Here is a 17773-nt window from a genome sequence, read left to right on the forward strand (position 1 = left end):
CGGAGGTGGGAGCTGCGGCACAACCTCAGCGTCCACGACGCGGCCGAAGCGGGCATGGTGCCCGGAGGCCGCGACGTCGTCGGAGCGCCGCCGGTTCGAGGGTCAGGGGGTCGTCGCGACCCTGCACGACGCACCCGGCACCACGGTGATGGTCGACGGGGCGCAGGTGGCGGTGTCGTGGGGGACGACGGCGGCGATCACCGGCCTGCCGGTGACGGTGTCGACCAGGTGGACGGGCGGGCCGTCACCGTCGCCGAGGTACCGGTCTCCCCACTGCATGAGCCCGACGACGACCGGATAGAGATCCCAGGCCTTGGTGGTGGGGTGGTACTCGTGGCGCTCACGGGTGCCTTCCTCGCGGTATGGCTCGCGCCGGAGGAGCCCGTCATCGGTCATCTCCCTGAGGCGGTTGCTGAGCACCGACGGTGAGACGCCCAGATGCCGCTGGAAGTCCTCGAAGCGGCGCACGCCGTTGAACGCCTCCCGCAGGACGACGATCGTCCACCGGGAGCCCACGACCTCGAGCGCGCGCACGATGGGGCAGTTCCCAAGATCAACAGACGTCCACTCCACGCGGCTCAGGCTACCCCCTTGGCTTCTGATGGCGAAGTCAGCTAGGGTCTGGCTAGCGAAATCGAAGCCAGAGGAGTTGTGGATGGGGTACGAGGGGTACGCGTCGCTGGAGGTCAGGGTGACGGAGGGCGTCGCGTTCGTGGTCATCGACCATCCGCCCATCAACCTGCTCGACCTGGCCCTGGTCACCGAGCTTGACCGCTTCAACACCGAGGTGCGCGCCGACGACACGGTCCGGGTCATCGTCTTCGCGAGCGCCAACCCGGAGTTCTTCCTGGCGCATGGCGACATGCGACTGATCGTGGACGCGGGTGCGCTGCAGGAGTACATGGCCGGGCCGGGGATGAGCCTTCATCAGCGATACCGGAGCCTGCCGCAGGTCACCATCGCCGCCGTGTCCGGGCGCGTCCGCGGCGGGGGCAACGAGTTCCTGTCCAGCCTGGACATGCGGTTCGCCGCCAGCGAGCGGGCATGGTTCGGGCAGCCCGAGGTCAGCCTCGGGATCCTTCCCGGTGGTGGTGGTACACAGTTTCTGCCGCGTCTGGCCGGTCGTGCCCGTGCCCTGGAACTCATCCTGGGTGCGGACGTCATCGACGCCGAGACCGCGCAACACTACGGGCTGGTCAACCGAGCCCTGCCCGCGCAGGAACTCGACGGTTTCGTCGCGCGGCTGGCCCTGCGTATCGCGTCGTATCCCCGGGCGGCCGTCACCGCGGCGACGAAGGCCGTGGACGCGGCGAGCCTACCGCTGGAGGAAGGGCTCGCGGTCGAAGGCGAGCTGCTCCTGTCGCTGTTCACCAGCCCGACGGCCGTCCAGCGCAGCACCGACCTGCTCGCCGCCGGCGCCCAGACTCGCGACGGCGAACTCGATCTCGAGAACCTGATCGAGCGACACCTGTAAGGCCGGTGCGCCGGCGGTTCCGGCCGCGTCCCGTCCATCACCCCGTCAACGACCGGGACGACGTTTGCCGGCACCACGTGGCAGCGCCTCATCGCCGCCGCGGCCACACCAGAGCGGTGAACTGGTCGTCCAGCGCAGGCGAACTACTTCCTGACCGGGGTGGTGCCGTTCAGGCCGAAGCGGGGTGAGCACACCTCGGTGGTGGACTGGCTGTTGGCGTTCCAGACGCAGATCCACATCGTGTATCCCGCTGCTGGCAGGAAGCTCGTCTTCTTGGCGCCCCAGGACGCGGAGAAGGTGTACGCCATCCCGTCGCTGCGGAAGAGTTCGGCGACGCAGGACTGGTATAGCGAGGTGTTGAGCACGCCGGCGAGGCCGCCGGAGCCGTTGCTGTCCAGCCAGGCTGAGCATGCCGCGTCGTTGGCCACCCAGGAGGTGTCCGCCTCGGAGCCCGGGACCTGTGCCGCGTCGTCGCCGCCGTTGATGCCCTTGATCGCATAGGCGGTCGGGCCCTGGGTGGCACGGGTGGCGGGGATCGTCGCCGCGGTACTGGGCACCGCGGGGGCGTTCGCCGGTCCGGCGCCGCCCGCGGCGGCCGTACCGACACCGCTGGGCGGGATCGTCGCCTCGGTGGCGGGTGGCGCGGCGTCAGCCGGCCTCGCCGACGGCGACCGCGTGGACCCGGCCACGGGCGCAGTGGTGGCCGACGCCGAGGCGGGCGCGGGCGCCGTGGGCTGTCGAGGTGCTGTCCGGTGATGCGGGGACAGCACGACCACTCCCACCGTCACCATCAGAGCGAGTACGACGACACCGACGATCCAGGGGCCGTGCCCCCGTCGCGGCCTGCTGACGACGTGTGAACCGGCGGGCGGATCCGCGGGGGGCTTCTGCGCGGGACCGTCCGCCGACGGCTGCGCGGCGCCCGGGCTGATGTCGAAGGACGGCCCCGACGCCTCGGACGCGCGCTCGTCCGACGCCGGCGGGCCGGACCCCCCGGTCGGTACGGGAGTTCCCTCGCCGGCATCACGCGATGGGAGGCCAGGGCCCGCGGGGGAGGGCTGCACGACGGGCGCGGCGGGCGCGCTGGGCGGTGCCAGGGTCGCCGACGCGGTCATCGCCGCGGCCGGCGAGGGAGACGCGAGCGCCGCCGTCGCCGCGGAGAGAGACGTGGGCGCGGCCGTGGCAGTGGCACCGGAGAGAGGCGTGGGCGCGGCCGTGGCAGTGGCACCGGAGAGAGACCTGGGCGCCGCCGTGGCCGGGGAGAGGGACGCGGGCGGCGCGGGCGGGACCAGCGGCGGACGGTCGGCGGCGGACCGCACCGCGTCCCCGAGATGCAGGGGCGCCTGCCCGCGCGCGGTCCACCCGGCACCGAACACGGAGGCGGCCGCGGACGCGAGCTCGAGGGCGAGGGTGGCGGCGTCCGCGGGGCGGTCGGCGGGGGCCTTGGCCAGCATGTGCATCACCACGCCGGCGAGCGGAGCGGCCACTCCGTCCATCGGCGGCGGCTGCTCGGTCAACTGGTGGTTGAGCAACGTGAGCAGCGGCAGCCTCGGGTCGAACGGCAGCCGTCCGGTGAACAAGCCGTACAGGACGATCCCCAGGGCGTACAGATCGGTCCACGGGCCCAGCTGGCCACCCTCGACCTGCTCCGGGGCCATGTAGGCCGGCGTGCCGGCGATGCCGGTGGTGGTCGTTCCCGACCCCTCGAACAGCTTGGAGATGCCGAAATCGGTCACCTTGAGGGTGCCGTCACCCGCGAACAGGATGTTGTCGGCCTTGATGTCGCGGTGCAGCACCTTGTGGCCGTGCGCGTGCTCGAGCGCCGCGGCGACCGCCAGCGCCACCGCGCAGACTCGCTCGGGGCTCATCGACGTCCGTCGAACGGTGAGGGTGCCCCCGGACAGCAGCTCCATCACGACCAGGCAGAGGCCCATGTCCTCGACGTAGTCGTAGACCCGCACGATGTGCGGATGATCGAGCCTCGCCAGCACCTGCGCCTCGGCGCCAAAGTCCGCCGTCGCGGCCGCGGTGCCCGTGGCCTCCATCACCTTGATGGCCACCGGCCGGCCCATCTGACGGTGCGTGCCCGCCAACACCAGCCCGAACGCCCCTGACCCGAGCTGATCACCCAGGACATAACCAGGCAGGGCCTTCGCCACCCGTTCCCGGTCGACGATCACCGATCGATCCGCGAGGTCCGTCGTCCCACTTCGTCCCCATCAGGCGCCATTGGTCCTGAGCCTAGTAGGCCGCGACGAAGCCGCCACAAAGCGCTCTGCAGACGTGGCCGGGGTGCCCGCCAGGTCAGACCAGGCGGTCGAGGACGAAGGTCATCAGGCGACTCGGGGCGTGCGGGTCGTCCGGATCTTGATCACGTAGTGGATCTGCCGTCATGATCGTGACGTGTCTGCCGTCATGATCGTGAGGGATCTGTCGCAAGATCCTGAGGGGGACGCGGCCTGAACGGGACGGGCTGGGGTGCGGGCGGCTGTCCGCCCGCACCCCAGCCCTTACCTGCCCCGTCGCCCGGCGTGCGCCGAGGCTCGCCGGGTCGGCGGTGTCACCAGTTGCGGAACCGGCCCTGCATGCCGACCTGGCGGCGGCCGTTGCGCGGCGGGGCCGCCGTCGTCGCCGCCGTCTGCCCGCCCGCCTGCGCGGTGGTCTGCCCACCGGCGGCCGGGGTGGTCTGCCCACCAGCGGCCGGCGCGGCCTGTCCGCCCGCGGCTGGCATGCCCTGACCACCGGCGGCTGGCGCCGCCTGTCCGCCTGCCGCCTGTCCGCCTGCGGCCGGAGCGGGCTGGCCGGCGGGAGCGATGGCGGCGGCTGTGGCGACGCCGTTCCCGTCCAGGGTCAGCGTGATCGGGTTGGCGACGCCGAAGTTCGCGCAGTTGAGGTTCTCGAACGAGCCGTTGGCCCGGGCGGCGAGGAAGGTGAACAGGTTGGTGCCGGTCGCGGCGTCCGGAGTCTGGCCCGCGGCGAAGATCGCCTGGGCGTTGAAGACCCGGCGGATACCGGCCGGGTTGGTGAACAGGTTGTTGCAGTACGCGGCGCCGTCCCCGTTGTCACTGCCGGCGGCGCCGAGCGGGGGCTGATCGACCCCAAGCCGGAACAGGTTCGTCTTGTCCGCGCTCGGGTTGTTGTTGACGAGCGTCATCGGGTCGTTGAGCGGCAGCAGCGCGATCGGCGCCGCCTGGAACGCGGCGGCCTGCAGCTCGTTCAGCGGAAGCGACCCGGTGGCCTGGCCGTCCTGGGCGCCGTTGGGCCGGGTCGAGGGGGTGCAGCCCAGCGTCGGGAGGACGAACACGTCCAGCAGGACGTTGTCGCTCGCGTTCGCCAGGTTCACCGCGTTGTTGACGGCGTTCCCGATCGCGGCGGCCGCCGCGGCGTTCTTCTGCGCGGTCTGGCCGTTGGGGAGCGCCAGGTACTGCGCCGTCACGTTGTCGCTCTGGTCCTGGTCGATGAGCGAGAAGTCGCGCACGGTCGGGCAGGGCAGGCCGTCCTTCGCCATGCCGAGCGGCGGGACCTGCAGCTTGTTCGCGGCGATCTGCTGGTTCGCGGTCTGGAAGAACGCCGGGGCGTTGCAGTGCGCGAACTGACCGAAGATCGAGCCGTTCAGGCCGTTGACACAGTTGCCCTGAGCGAGGCTGTCCGTTCCGTTGGCCGCCTGCAGGGTGAGGTTGTCGCCGTTGAACCCGAACCAGAGACCGACCGTGGCGCCCGCCGGGACCTGCGCCATGGCGGGCGGCGCGGCGGGCTGGGTGCCCGCGTCGATCACCAGCGGGTCATACAGGGTGAGCTGGCCGTCCTGGGTGATGATGGCGCCCTGGACGAAGGCGGACTGGGCGATGTTCGCCTCGTTGCAGGGGCCGTCGGCCGGATTGGTGGCGGTCAGCTGGTAGGGCGTCGCGAGGCCCGCCGGCGTCAGCGGATTCGCCGGCACGATGAGCGTGCAGTTCGCGTTCGGATCGGCGGTCGCCGCGGCGAGGTGAACCCTGGTCGGCCTGGTGGGGCCCCCGCTCGGACTGCTGGTACAGCCCGCCGCCAGCGCGCAGATCGCGAGCCCGGTGGCGGCGACGGCGGCGGGTCGCCGTCTGCCTCCGGACGATTCGCGTCCCACGCCGGATGGTCCGTGTGGGGATGAGGTTTCACTCGGGGACAGGGAGGCGGACCGCCTCCGGTGCAACCGTTCGGCCAGGGATGGCATGGCGCAGTCCTTTCTGGGAACGGAACGTCTTCACGGCCGTTCGCGCGCGGGCGAGGCCGCCGGTGGGCCGCCGGTGGGCCGCCGAACGTGCTGCCGCAATGCCGGAATGGCGGCACAGCCGCGACGGAGGCAGGTGACAGGCGCTGTCGGTTTCTGTGGGCACGGCAATGCCACGCGTTGTGTGTGGGGCGGTCGCGACGCGGGGAGTCGCCGCGAGAAGTGGGGCCGAGAACGGGGGCGACGCGGACCGGTGGCACGCCCGATCGCGTCGGTGCTGTCGCCGTGGCGCAGCGGTCGGCGGAAAGGCCGCGACCCGCGCTGACGGCTGGGCCGGCCCGAGAACCGGGCGGGCGGTGAGCGAGCAACGGATCAGGGGATCACCGGCACCTCCGTCCAGGCCCCCCTGGGATTCGCTGGTTACGAAGCCTCACACCCGGACGCACCCCTGTCTACGCACCCCGCGAAATCGGGACAAACGGGCATAGTCTGAACTTTTTGCTTCGCGTCGACGTGCTCAGGCCGGTTGTCAGGCGCGGCGGAACGTGCGGCGGTAGGCGCTGGGGGACACCCCGCGGCGGGCGGCGAACTGCTCGCGGAGGATGGCCGCGTGACGGTAGCCGACGCGTGTCGCGATCTGCTCGATGGACAGGCCGGTCGTTTCCAGCAGCTCCTCGGCCAGCGACAGGCGCTGGTCGCGCAGCCACGCGTGCGGAGAGGTCCCGGTGGCCGATCGGAAGTGCCGGGCGAACGAGCGACGGCTCATCAGAGCTCGGCCAGCGTGTCGACCGTGAGCGAATGATCGAGGTGCCCCCGGGCCCAGGCGAGGACGAAGGCCAGCCGCTGGTCCTCGCCCTCCCCGGCGACCGGCGCGGTGACGTACTCAGCCTGGCCCCCGTCGCGGTGTGGCGGGATCACCAGACCACGCGCGATCTCGTTCGCCCAGACGAAGATCGCCGATCTGTTCGAAGGCTGGTGACGGGCGCGGTGCCCGGCGGCGTCGCGCCGCCGACCTGCCCCGGCTGCGGTGCTGGCGCCAGGCGCGGACGTGGCTGTCCGCGCTGCACGACCTCAACCGGATCTACGACGGCCGCATCCTGCCGGTACGGGAGGAGCGGGACCGCGGATCGGCGCGCTGGTCCGACCCGTTCGGGTGCTGGACGGCGTGCGGGAGGGCAGCCAGTTCGGCGACGTCAACGAGCCGGAGGCGGTGGCCCTCGTCGAGCGGCTCGTCGCCTGCTGTCCTCCGGCCAGTCCGCGGCTCCGCATATTACCGCCACCCCGAGCAGGCCCTCGTCTCCCTGTGGACGACCCTCGACGACCTCGGCATCCCGACCGATCATGATGGAAGCCGCCGTGGGCCACGCCGAGCCGTTTCATTGCGAACCCGTCAGGGCACGCGGGCTGTGTCCGCGCAGCGGACGATCTCCAGCGCGAGTAGTAGCGGCACGGCAGCCTCGACGAGCGACACGGTGAGAAGCGGCAACGGTATCGGGAATGCCAGTGACCAGAACACAGTGAGCGCGCTGACGCTGGAACCGCAGAACAGCACTAGCTCTACACCGAGCTGGGTAAGCTTCCGGCGTCGACGAGCGGCGTCCAGGCAGTGCTCGGTCTCCCAGCCCAGCGACGTGCGCCGCGCGCCTTCGCCGAGACGGGGGCCGAGCACGCGGCGTAGATAGCGCCCGATGGCGGATACCTTCTGGTCGTTCACCAGATAGGTCCAACCAAGCACCAGACATACCGGGGGAAGGAGTAGCAGCGCCGGGATGCGTTCCCGGCCCGCGCTGAAGGCGAGCGCGACCACGCCGCCGCACGCGGCCAGCGTGGCGTAAACGAGATTGTCACGAACACCGATCCGGCCGAGTTGCTCTGCCTTGAGGTGCTCGTACTCCGCGAGGTCCACCTGGATGCCGTCGATTCTGGACCGGTCTTCCGTCATCTTTCATCCTCGCCTTCTCCTGCGGGCGATCCGTCCGCACGCCTGGCCGGAGCATCGGATCAGTCGAACAGGCTGTGGGCCCACCGCGCGCGACGTTCCCGGTCACGGCGGATCCAGCCACCTCCCTCGGACGCCACGGACTCGAGTATCCGCAGCACGCCCTCGAAGCCGGAGTCGCGCAACACGAGTTCGGCCAGGTCCTCGTCCTGACCGTCGAGGCCGGCACCGCCGGTCGGCCGCCTGTACGACTCCCGCACCGAGACTGCATTCTCGCCGCTGACAAGCCGTACCGTGACGGCGGCCGCCCGCAGCTTCTCGCTCTGGGTGGCCTGGCCCTTCACGTTTCTGACCCGGCGTGCTCCCTTCTCTCGGGCGCTCACCGATGCCACCTTCTCGTAGCTGAAATGATTCCGCTGCTCGTCGAGGATGTCGCCGGTGTGGAAGTCGAGTTTCGCGTTCACCTCGTGAACTCCACTGTGGCTCAGCACGAACACGCGGACGGTGTACGCCGAGTAGCGCGGCGGGCCACTGGCCAGGCGCAGCGCACGCGCTCCCTTCGCGCCCTCGACCATGACCGCGTGCGTCACGACATCACGTTCGACAAGACCCGCGCGCTCGATGGCCTCGTACCGCACGTGAGCCTTGTCCATGGCCAGCCAACGCGCCATTTCCTCGTCGGACGGGCGGTCGGCGAGAATCTCCCGCCATTCATCGAGCCCTCGCTGCTCTTCGACGAGAAGCCGCTGCTGTGCGTCCTCACGCAGCGCGATGGCTCGCCGTGACGCGGCCTGCCGCCGGCTCACGAGGACGACCCAGACCGCGCCGACACCCAGAAGCACGGCCGAAACCACCTGCCCGACGGCGAACAGCACTCCAAGCGTGGCCACCGCGGCCACGGCCCCCAGCCATGGCGGGCGTCGGGTGATCGTGTCGCCCGCTGGAGCGGCCTCGTCGAGGTCTCGCGGCTGCCAGGCCGGGCCGCCCGGCGTCGCGGCCCGACGCGCGTGCCAGCGGGCAAGCCAGGCCACCGTGTCCGCGGAGCGCTGTGAGTTGCCGTACTGGGCAACGAGTCTCTCCTTGAGGTACGCCCGTACCTCGACGGTCTGCTCGGCCCAGGTGCCGTTGCGGTGCGGGCGGGCCTCGGTGAACTGGTCCTCCACGACCCGGCACAGGTCGCGGACGAGCCCGCTCGACACCCAGTGCCCCGGGGATCTCGGATCCGGCAATGTTCTCAGCCGCTGCGCGTTGCGCTCCTCGGCCTCCGCGACGAGCCGGCGCGCCCTCGACTCCACCCCGAGCGGCCCGAGCAGGCGGACGCCCCCCAATTGAATACCAAGGACCATGATCGCCACCCACCAGTGGTTCATGCCGACCAGCACCGTGCCGGCACACAGCAACAGCGGGCCGCCGGCGATCAACTGCCAACTGGGAAGCGGTGCCTCCAGGGGAGGAAGGGGGTAGAGCTTCGGCTCCAGCGGATCGGGATGGAAGAACATCCAGACCCGTCGCACGCGGTCGGCCCGAACCTTCTCCGCAACTACCCGCTCGCGTACCCCGGATTCCAGCTGCTCCCTGACCCGGCCGCTGGCAATCATGGCGAGGCTCCTCCGGATCTCCTCCTGGCGTTCCGACGGCACCTTGTCGAAGGCCAGAAGATCCTCCCATTCACCGTTCCACTGCTCTGCGTCGGCGGTGGACTCCCGGGCCGTCCCATGGGGCAGGGAGCGCAACAGCCCCATCACCACGTCCTGTGCCTGGCACCAGGAGTCCTGCGCCTGGTCGGAACAGTAGGCGCGGGCCTTCCTGATCTCCTCGATCAGTTCACTGTCGAGTTCGTAGACCGACCGGTCGCCGAGAACGGACAGTGTGTAGTAGTAGGCGATCCGGGTGGTGGGCTGACCTCCCCACATGAGCTTGCGCAGAATCTCCTCGGCCGGCCGCGCCGAATCGGCTCTGAGATAGTTGAGAGCTACCCGACACTGCTCCTCGGGCGAGTCTCCCTGGTAGACGTAGGTCGGGCTGTTCCGGATGTCCACCCGGCCGCGGTTCACACCGAACTGAGCACCGACCCTGGCCCCGTTCGACGCCGTGTTGCTGCTGTTCACGGAATCTCGCGGTCCCTCCCAGCCCTCTGTGTCCCACTCCTCCGAGTCCCACTCCTCGTCAGTCACCGCTGGGCCAGCTTCCGGCCCAGGTGACGCGAATGTCGCCGGTGTTGACGCCGGTCTGCGTGCCGACCTGGCTGTTGGTGGCGGTGTTGGACGTGCGGACCGTCCCGGGGGCCGTGGGCACTGACCGTCGCGTCGTCGGGCGGGCGCCGGCACCGCCTTCGTCCTCGCCGCGTTCACTGATGGCCGCCGCGAGGGCGACCGCGAAGGCGGCGGCACTGGCGGCGGCTTGTCGCTGCCCACCTCGACCGTCTGTGGCGCTCTTTGTGCCGTCCGCATGATCGCTGATCGCCCGAACCGTCGCCATCGACGCCCTGCCGTGGAGGTGGCCCGCCTGCGCGAAACCCGAACTCTCCATCTCGATCGCCACCGCGTCGTTGAAGTTGCGCCGGATGCGTTCGGCCTCGGGAGAGGTCCTCGAGTTCAGCATGACGTCTCCCGCGGCGACTGCCTCGAAGTGAACGGCGGGAACGTGACCGTCCGCAGTCTTCGGCAGACCGGCGTGCCAGCGTTGGTCGCGCGGCAGCCGGCGGGCGATCTGCTCCAGCTCGTGGGAGATCAGCCATGCGTTCGGTCGCACCTGGAACTCGTCATCCTCGCTGCGGCCACCCTGGTAGGAGTGGATTTTGGTTGCGACGACGACGTCACCGATCTCCAGCCAGTCCCGCAGTCCACCGGCGATGCCGACGAAGAGCATCGCCGTCGGCGAGAACGCGGCAAGTGCGCGTTCCGTCAGCGTCGCCGCAGCCAGAGCTCCGGTACCGGTGACGCCCAGGGCGACCTGCCGGCCGGGATGGGCTGCCAGCTCGCCGACATCGAAGATCGTTCCTCCGGTGCACGTGCGCTGCTCCACCTTGGTCAGGAGATCCCGTATCGCATCGTGCTCGACACCGAGTGCGGTCAGGAAGACAATCATGAGAGGCTCCTCGGGTGTGATGAAGGTCTGTGGAATGGCGTCGAACGACGGCCATGAAAAGTCGACCTTGGGCACGATGGGAGGCGAGCACGAAACCAAGACAGGAACCGGCGGTAATAGACGCTCGGGCATCGGGCCGATCTACGCCACGAAAACCGCGCGGATCGCTACTCGCGCATGGCGTGGAGTCGCCGGATTCTCGGCGTCACGCTCGCGGCTATACTGATTTACCTGCGGCCTTTCGGTGGCCGCAAGCGCTCTCATGGCTTGCGGGGTCACGAGAGTTCGGAGACGTGCGGACATCGTTTCAACCAGGTGGTCGTCTGTTCCTCCAGTGCAAACCGACAGGAGTTCCTCGCGGCGGGCCTCGGCCGCCCGTCCCGTCGCTTCTCTCATCGGAAATCGGTCGCCGTCATCCGGCTCGGCAACCATACCCCATACCCGACATACTACGTTCGTGTCATCGTGACATCAAGGGTTCGGGCGGGTTTTCTGTGTTGCGGACAGAAATCTGCTTGTCAGAAAGCGGAGCCCGTGGGCCGCATCATGGGCGGGACCAGCGCCGTCGCGTGGCCGGCACGGTAGAGCGCGGCGGGGCGGCCGTTGCCCGTAGGTCGTTTGCGTCCGGTTGGGGCGAGGAATCCGGGTGCATCGGTCACTTTGCGATGAAAGTTTGGTTTGTCCAGGTTGACTCCCCAAACGACCTCGTACACCTCGCGGAGCTCCGCGATGGTGAACTCACGTCGGCAGAACGCCGGTGCGATCGTGCGGAACTGGAGCTGGTCGCGTGCGAGCTCCACCGCATCGTCGAGGATCTGGTTGTGATCGAAGGCGAGCTTCAGCCGTCGCGCTTCGGTAACCGGCAGCCAGCTCGCCGCACGGGCATCGGAACCAGCCCGGGGGGAAGGCAGGTGGGGCGCGATGGCCAGATAGGCGCACGTGATCACCCGGGGTGTCCGTGGGTCCCGCTCCGGTGCGGAGTAGACACCCACCTGCTGCAGATGCAGTGCCTCGGCATCCAGACCGGTTTCTTCACCCAGCTCCCGAGCGGCTGTCTCATCCAGGCTTTCGCGTCCCCGCAGGAAACCGCCCGGCAACGCGGTCCGGCCGGCGAACGGCTCGTTTCCTCGTTCCACTGTCAACACGCAGAGCTGCCCGGCCCGGATCGTCACGATCACTAGATCCGCGGTGAGCGTGACCGTTGTACGGGGGCGGTTCATTCCGCGAGATTACTCTCGGTCAGCGGGGCAGGCTGGCGGCGTGTCGTCACAGGCTCTACCCAGGGATCTCCATGTGCCTCAACCGGGCTGGTGACACGGCTGGGATTGTCAGTCCGCCCAGGCCTGATCCGCCGGGGCACAGCTGACGAAGACGACCGGCCGTCGTAACGGCGATGCGACGACACGTGCTGGCGACGTGGACCGGCCCGGTCCCGCCGCCGTCCCCGGTTCCCACCGAACCCATTGATCAACAATGGCAGGGTTCCGGCCTGCCGGCAGGATGATCGAGAAACCGCCGGCCTCGCCGATCGCCTCGGTCACGCCCTCGAACAGCTCCGGGCGGTGCTCCACCAGCCACCGCGCCCCGAGCTTGCCGCCGGCCTCCTCGTCGGCGAGGAACGCGAGGACCAGATCCCGCGGCGGGGCGACGCCTTCGCGACGCAGCCCGCGGGCCACGGCCAGCGTCATCGCGACCATGCCCTTCATGTCGACGGCGCCGCGTCCCCACACGTACCCGTCGGCGACCTCCCCGGAGAAGGGGTGGACGGTCCACTCGCTCGCGTCCGCCGGGACAACGTCCAGGTGGCCGTGTACGAGCAGTGCGCCGCGGGCCGGGTCGGAGCCCGGCAGGCGGACGATGACGTTGCCACGCCCGCGGCCACCGGACTCCACATAGGTCGGCTCGTAGCCGACCTCGGCGAGCTTCTCGGCGACGTACTCCGCCGCCGCCCGCTCCGTCCCTTGAGTATCCGGATCGCCGTCGTTGGTGGTGTCGATGGCGATCAGGTCGCTGGCCAGCGTCACCACCTCGGCGACGGGGCCTGGGGCCGGGCCGCCGAGGGGCGAGGTGGCGGGGCCGGTGTCGGACCGGGACGGCGTGCGATCATCCCCTTGCACCCGGCCCGCCGCGGGGGCCGGCGTCCGCCGCGAACCCGTCGCGCGGCGTCGGGTCGGATCCATCGCGCGGGGCCGGGGCCGGAACCGGGGGCACGACGGCGCTGTGCGGCGCGCCCGCGTCGTGGGCATCGGCGAACGGTTTCGACGGGAGCGGCCCGTCCGCCGGTGTTCCCGGGACCCGCGCGAGGGTGAATCGGACCTGGCGGCGCAGGCGGAAGCCGAGGTGTTCGTAGAGCCGGATCGCGCCCGTGTTGTCCGCCGCGGTGTGCAGGAACGGGGTTTCGCCACGTTCGCGGATGCCCGCGGCGACGGCGCGTACGAGGCGGGTGGCCAGGCCCTGGCCGCGCACCGCCGGGTCGGTGCAGACGGCGCTGATCTCCGTCCAGCCGGGCGGGTGCAGCCGTTCCCCGGCCATCGCGACGAGCCGGCCGCCGCGGCGGATCCCCAGGTAGGTGCCGAGCTCGATGGTGCGGGCCTGGAACGGGCCGGGACGAGTGCGCTCGATCAGCGCCAGGATGTCCTCGACGTCGTCCGGGCCGAGCCGGACGGCCTCGCCGTCGGGTGCCGCGATGAGGTCGGCGTCGACGAGCTGCACGCCGCCGGCACTGCCGAGCACCTCCCACCCGGGCGGGCCCGCGTTCCCGACGTCGACGAGCGGCAGGATCGCCCCCGGGCTGAGCAGGTCCGCCACGTCCCGCCAGGTGTCGGAGTCGGGATCGTCCGGCAGGGCGACGAACGGCGCGACGTCCGAGGGATACCGCAGCACCCGGCCGCGCCGGACGGCCAGATGCGCGTGCGCTCCCAGCAGCGAACCCAGCGCCGGGTTGTCGAGCGGGTGCGACGCCACGGCGGGCGCCGTGTCGCCGAGCTCTGTGTCGCCGAGCTCTGTGACTGTGGCGTCCGGGGCGCGGACGACGCCCGTGGCCGGGCCGGGTCCACGGGCGGACTCCTCGCGCGCGACCACCCCGGTCATCGGGCGGGCTCGGCGGCGATCCCGTCGTGGGCGTGGCCGTCGTGGGCGTGGCCGTCGTGGAGGTCGGCGGGCAGCGGGATGCCGAGGTTGTCGCGCAGGGTCGTGCCGGTGTACTCGGCCCGCAGCGAGCCGCGTTCCTGCAGCAGGGGGACGACCTTGTCGACGAACTCGTCGATGCCCCCGGGGGTGAGGTGCGAGCCGAGGATGAAGCCGTCCGAGCCGTCGTTCTGGACGAAGTGGTCGAGCCGATCGGCGACCTGGGTCGGCGTGCCGACGAACTCGGTGTGGGCGAACACCCGGATCGCGAGCTCACGCAGCGAGTACCGGTGCTCCGCCGCCAGCGCCCGCCACTCGCGCACGGTCTCGAACGGGTCCTGGGGGTTACGGGCGCGGCCCTGGATCACCGGCGGCCCGGTGACGTCGGGGTCGACGTCGGGCAGCGGGCCGTCCGGGTCGTAGCCGGACAGGTCCCGGTTCCACACGGCCTCCAGCAGGATCTGCGCGGTCCGCCCGCTGACCTGAGTGCGGGCGACCTCACGGGCCCGCTCCTCGGCGTCGGCGGCGCTGTCGCCGAGGATGAACGCGCCGCCGGGCAGCAGCTTCACCGAGCCCGCCGGCCGCCCCGCGCGCACCACCCGGGCCTGGATGTCGCGGTAGTACTCCTGCGCCGGCCCGAGCTCGTGGAAGGGGGAGAAGATCGCGTCGGCGGTGGCGGCGGCGAAGTCCCGGCCCTGCGGGGAGACGCCGGCCTGCAGCACCACCGGACGGCCCTGCGGGCTGCGCGGGACGGTGAAGTGCCCGGCGACGTCGAACTGGCGGCCGAGGTGGCGGAACGCGCCGGCGCCGGCGTCGCGCAGGAAGCGGCCCTGTTCGGTGTCCACGGCAAGCGCGTCGGCGGGCCAGGAGTCCCAGAGCGCCCGGGCGAGCGCGACGAACTCCTCGGCCCGCACGTACCGGTCGTCGCGGTGCAGGAAGCCGCCGCGGCGGAAGTTCTGCCCGGTGAACGGGTCGAAGGAGGTCACCACGTTCCAGCCGGCCCGGCCGCCGGACAGATGGTCCAGGGACGCGAGCTGGCGGGCCAGCTCATACGGCTCGTTGAAGGTGGCGTTGAGGGTGCCGACGAGCCCGAGATGCTCGGTGACGGCGGCGATCGAGGCGAGGACGGGCAGCGTGTCCGGCCGCCCGACGACGTCCTGGTCGAAGATCTGCCCGAGGCGTTCGCGCAGGATCAGGCCCTCGGCGAGGAAGAAGAAGTCGAACTTTCCGCGCTCGGCGGCCTGCGCGGCGTGCCGGAACGACGCGAAGTCGATCTGGCTGCCGGCGTCCGGGTGCGACCAGACGGTGCTGTGGTTCACCCCGGCGACGTAGTGGCCGAGGATGATCCGCTTGCGGGGGCGGCTCATCGGGCTGCGGCCTCGATTCGGCTGGTGGTCGCGTCGCGGCGGGTGGCGTAGCGGCTGGCCGGCCGGGGCAGGCCGAGGTGGCCGCGCAGGGTGGTGGTGTCGTACGCCGCGCGGAACCGGCCGCGGCGGGTGAGTTCGGGGGCGAGCCCGCGGGTGATGGCCTCGAGGTCGTCCGGCAGGACGGCGGGCCGCAGCCGGTAGCCGGTGATGCCGGCGGCCTGCCAGTCGAGCAGCAGGTCGGCGAGCTCCGCGGGCGAGCCGGCGATGATCGCCGCGTCCGAGCGCAGTGGTGCGTCGAGAAGGTCGTCGAGGCGGCGCAGCCGCTGCCGGGCGGCGTTCGCGTCGTCGTCGAGGACGACGAGCAGGTCGGCGAAGACGTGCAGGGTCTCGCCGGCCCGCCCGGCGCGGTCCTGCTCGTCGCGGACCTCCGAGACGATCGCGCGGGCCTGGTCCGCGTCGTGGGGGGTCACGTAGACGATGTCGGCGGCGCGGGCCGCGAGGCGGTAGGGGATCGTGGCGTGGGCGAGCGCCGTGACCACCGGCTGGCCCTGCGGTGGGCGTGGCGTGATCGACGGTCCGCGGACGGAGAACCACCGGCCCTCGAAGTCGATGTAGTGCAGCCGGTCGCGGTCGACGAACCGGCCGGTGGCGACGTCGCGGATCTCCGCGTCGTCCTCCCAGCTGTCCCACAACCGGCGGACCACCTCGACGTGGTCGGCCGTCTCGTCGAACGACTCGGTGATGTACGCCTGGACCTCGGGGCTGGCGAGGTTGTCGGCGCGCAGCGGCGGGCCGGGCGGTCGGCGGCCGAGGTGCGTGGTCTCCCCGGCCCGGCCGACCTGCACCCGCCAGCCGGCCCGGCCGCCGCTGGTGAAGTCCAGGGTCGCGATGGCCTTGGAGACGTGGAACGGCTCCGTGGACAGCGCCGAGGTGGTCGGCACCAGGCCGACGCGGGAGGTCAGCGGGGCGACCCGGGCGGCGATGAGCACCGCGTCGAGCCGGCCGCGCACCTGGTCGACGCGGTCGTCGGGGGTGCCGTCGAGCCGGGAGGACTGCAGCGCCAGGGCGTCCTCGAAGGTCACGAAGTCCAGCAGGCCGCGCTCGGCCTCCGTCACCAGGTCCAGCCAGTAGCCGGGGGAGAACAGCTCCCGCGGGCGGGCGGACGGCTCGCGCCACGCGGCCGGATGCCACCCCGCGCCGTCCAGGGCGACGGCGAGGTGCAGCGGGTCGGTCTCGGACATCATGATCACCACTTTCTGATCGGACGCGCGGGGTGGGCTCGGGGCTGGCGGATCAGTGCTGGCGGATCAGTGCTGGCGGCGCCGCCACTCGGTGGCGAGCAGCTCGTAGGAGCGGACCCGGTCGGCGTGCTCGTGGGTGATCGTCGTGATGGCCAGCTCGTCGGCGCCGGTCGCCTGCTGGAGCTGCTCCAGCCGGTCCGCCACCGTCGCCGGGGAACCCACGAGCTGGGTCTGGGTGCGGTCGGTGACGAGCGCGCGCTCCTCGTCCGTCCACACGTGCGCGGCGGCCTGCTCGGGGGTCGGGAAGGGAATCGCGCCGGCGCCGGAGCGAATGCTGTGAACCCACAGGCCGTAGCCCGAGGCGAGCCGGGCCGCCCGCTGGTCGTCCTCGCCGACGACGACGTCGGCGGACACCGAGACGTACGGCTCGGCCAGGTCCGCGGACGGGCGGAACGCGTTCCGGTAAGCGGTCACCGCGTCGAGCACCGTGCTCGGGCTGTGGTGGTAGGAGGCCGCGAACCGCAGCCCGCGCGCGCCCGCGACCTCGGCGCTCGAGCCGCCGGAGGCGCCGAGGATCCAGACCTCCACCTCGGCGCCCTCGCCGGGGCTGGCGTGCGCCTCCACGCCGTCGGCGCTCCGGTACGTGCCGGCCAGCAGCGCGAGGATCTCGTCGATCTGCTCGCCGTACTGCGGAGTGTGGGCGCCGGGCTGCTGGAGCAGGTCGAGCAGCGTCCCGACCTTCGCCGTGTTGATCAGTTTGGTGACGTCGAAGCGCTGGGGCAGCAGCAGGCCGTTGGCGGTGTGCTCGTCGGCCGTGTGGGCGCCGCCCCCGATCGACGAGCGGTAGATGGCCGCGGCCGCCGCGGCGGTGCTCAACGCCGGCTCGGCCGGCACCGCCCGACCACCGCCGTCACCGCCCCCACCACTGTCGCCGCCGCCGTCGCCCCCGCCGCCGTCGCCCCGTCCGGCCTTCGCCGGGTCGGGGCGGCCGAGCGACCGGCCGATACCGAGGTCGAGCCGGCCGGGGTGCAGGGCCCCGATCAGCCCGAACTCCTCGACGACGGACAGCGGCGTGCGGTGCCCGCTCTGCACGCCGGCCGAGCCCAGCCGGATCGTCGAGGTGGCGCCCGCGACCAGAGCGATGGTCACGGTCGGCGAGGATCCGAGCACGCCCGGGTTCAGGTGGTGTTCGGCGAACCAGTACCGCCGGTACCCGAAGCCCTCCGCGCGGCGCGCCAGATCGACGGTGTTGCGCAGCGCCGCCTCGGGCGTCGAGCCGTCGCTGACGGGAACGAGGTCGAGGACGGCCAGCGGGATCTCGGGCATGGTACGACCTTT

15 protein-coding genes are annotated in these 17773 nt (G+C 71.5%); 1 reads left to right on the forward strand and 14 read right to left on the reverse strand.

The features are described 5' to 3' along the window. Positions 1 to 102: 102 nt before the first annotated feature. Positions 103 to 534 (reverse strand): winged helix-turn-helix transcriptional regulator, encoded by a 432-nt coding sequence (locus C1A33_RS27910; protein ID WP_207770543.1) that lies wholly within the window; start codon positions 532 to 534, stop codon positions 103 to 105. 121 nt (positions 535 to 655) lie between these two features. Between C1A33_RS27910 and C1A33_RS27915 the strand changes: the two genes are divergently transcribed. Then, positions 656 to 1474, forward strand: a complete 819-nt coding sequence (locus C1A33_RS27915) for an enoyl-CoA hydratase/isomerase family protein (RefSeq protein WP_101834736.1) — start codon at positions 656 to 658, stop codon at positions 1472 to 1474. A gap of 143 nt (positions 1475 to 1617) precedes the next feature. Here C1A33_RS27915 and C1A33_RS27920 read toward each other — a convergent pair whose 3' ends face one another. The 13 genes from C1A33_RS27920 to C1A33_RS27980 form a co-directional block, all read right to left on the reverse strand. Further along, entirely contained in the window at positions 1618 to 3654 is a 2037-nt protein-coding gene (locus C1A33_RS27920; RefSeq protein WP_101834738.1) for a serine/threonine-protein kinase, read from the reverse strand. A gap of 380 nt (positions 3655 to 4034) precedes the next feature. Next, positions 4035 to 5591 carry a hypothetical protein gene (locus tag C1A33_RS27930; protein ID WP_207770544.1) on the reverse strand — a complete coding sequence of 519 codons (1557 nt, stop codon included), beginning with the start codon at positions 5589 to 5591 and terminating at the stop codon, positions 4035 to 4037. A gap of 613 nt (positions 5592 to 6204) precedes the next feature. Beyond that, positions 6205 to 6441, reverse strand: a complete 237-nt coding sequence (locus C1A33_RS38460) for a helix-turn-helix domain-containing protein (RefSeq protein ID WP_243408013.1) — start codon at positions 6439 to 6441, stop codon at positions 6205 to 6207. Further along, the gene (locus C1A33_RS38465) at positions 6441 to 6593 is read right to left on the reverse strand and encodes a hypothetical protein (RefSeq protein WP_243408014.1); all 153 of its coding nucleotides are present in this window, start codon (positions 6591 to 6593) and stop codon (positions 6441 to 6443) included. Before C1A33_RS38465 ends, C1A33_RS38460 begins: the two co-directional genes overlap by 1 nt. Before the next feature lie 472 nt (positions 6594 to 7065). Further along, entirely contained in the window at positions 7066 to 7617 is a 552-nt protein-coding gene (locus tag C1A33_RS27940) for a hypothetical protein (protein ID WP_101834739.1), read from the reverse strand. Positions 7618 to 7676: 59 nt separating this feature from the next. After that, on the reverse strand, positions 7677 to 9788 hold the full coding sequence (locus C1A33_RS27945) for a DUF5336 domain-containing protein (RefSeq protein ID WP_133150857.1): 2112 nt from the start codon (positions 9786 to 9788) through the stop codon (positions 7677 to 7679). Next, entirely contained in the window at positions 9781 to 10833 is a 1053-nt protein-coding gene (locus C1A33_RS27950; RefSeq protein ID WP_207770545.1) for a 5'-methylthioadenosine/S-adenosylhomocysteine nucleosidase family protein, read from the reverse strand. Before C1A33_RS27950 ends, C1A33_RS27945 begins: the two co-directional genes overlap by 8 nt. Before the next feature lie 386 nt (positions 10834 to 11219). Next, a complete protein-coding gene (locus C1A33_RS27955; RefSeq protein WP_243408015.1) occupies positions 11220 to 11873 on the reverse strand; it encodes an NUDIX hydrolase in 654 nt (217 codons plus the stop codon). 156 nt (positions 11874 to 12029) lie between these two features. Then, the gene (locus C1A33_RS27960; protein WP_480014793.1) at positions 12030 to 12818 is read right to left on the reverse strand and encodes a M20/M25/M40 family metallo-hydrolase; all 789 of its coding nucleotides are present in this window, start codon (positions 12816 to 12818) and stop codon (positions 12030 to 12032) included. Further along, complete coding sequence (locus tag C1A33_RS27965; protein ID WP_101834745.1) at positions 12805 to 13791, reverse strand: GNAT family N-acetyltransferase; 987 nt, start codon at positions 13789 to 13791, stop codon at positions 12805 to 12807. The genes C1A33_RS27960 and C1A33_RS27965 overlap by 14 nt, the downstream gene beginning before the upstream one ends. Further along, entirely contained in the window at positions 13788 to 15194 is a 1407-nt protein-coding gene (locus tag C1A33_RS27970) for an NtaA/DmoA family FMN-dependent monooxygenase (protein ID WP_101834747.1), read from the reverse strand. Before C1A33_RS27970 ends, C1A33_RS27965 begins: the two co-directional genes overlap by 4 nt. After that, positions 15191 to 16435, reverse strand: coding sequence for an LLM class flavin-dependent oxidoreductase (locus C1A33_RS27975; RefSeq protein WP_101834783.1), 1245 nt, complete (start codon positions 16433 to 16435; stop codon positions 15191 to 15193). The genes C1A33_RS27970 and C1A33_RS27975 overlap by 4 nt, the downstream gene beginning before the upstream one ends. A 66-nt stretch (positions 16436 to 16501) precedes the next feature. Then, a complete protein-coding gene (locus C1A33_RS27980; protein WP_101834749.1) occupies positions 16502 to 17761 on the reverse strand; it encodes an LLM class flavin-dependent oxidoreductase in 1260 nt (419 codons plus the stop codon). Positions 17762 to 17773 lie beyond the last annotated feature (12 nt).

The organism is Frankia canadensis (assembly GCF_900197875.1).
Taxonomy (GTDB): Bacteria; Actinomycetota; Actinomycetes; order Frankiales; family Frankiaceae; genus Frankia; species Frankia canadensis.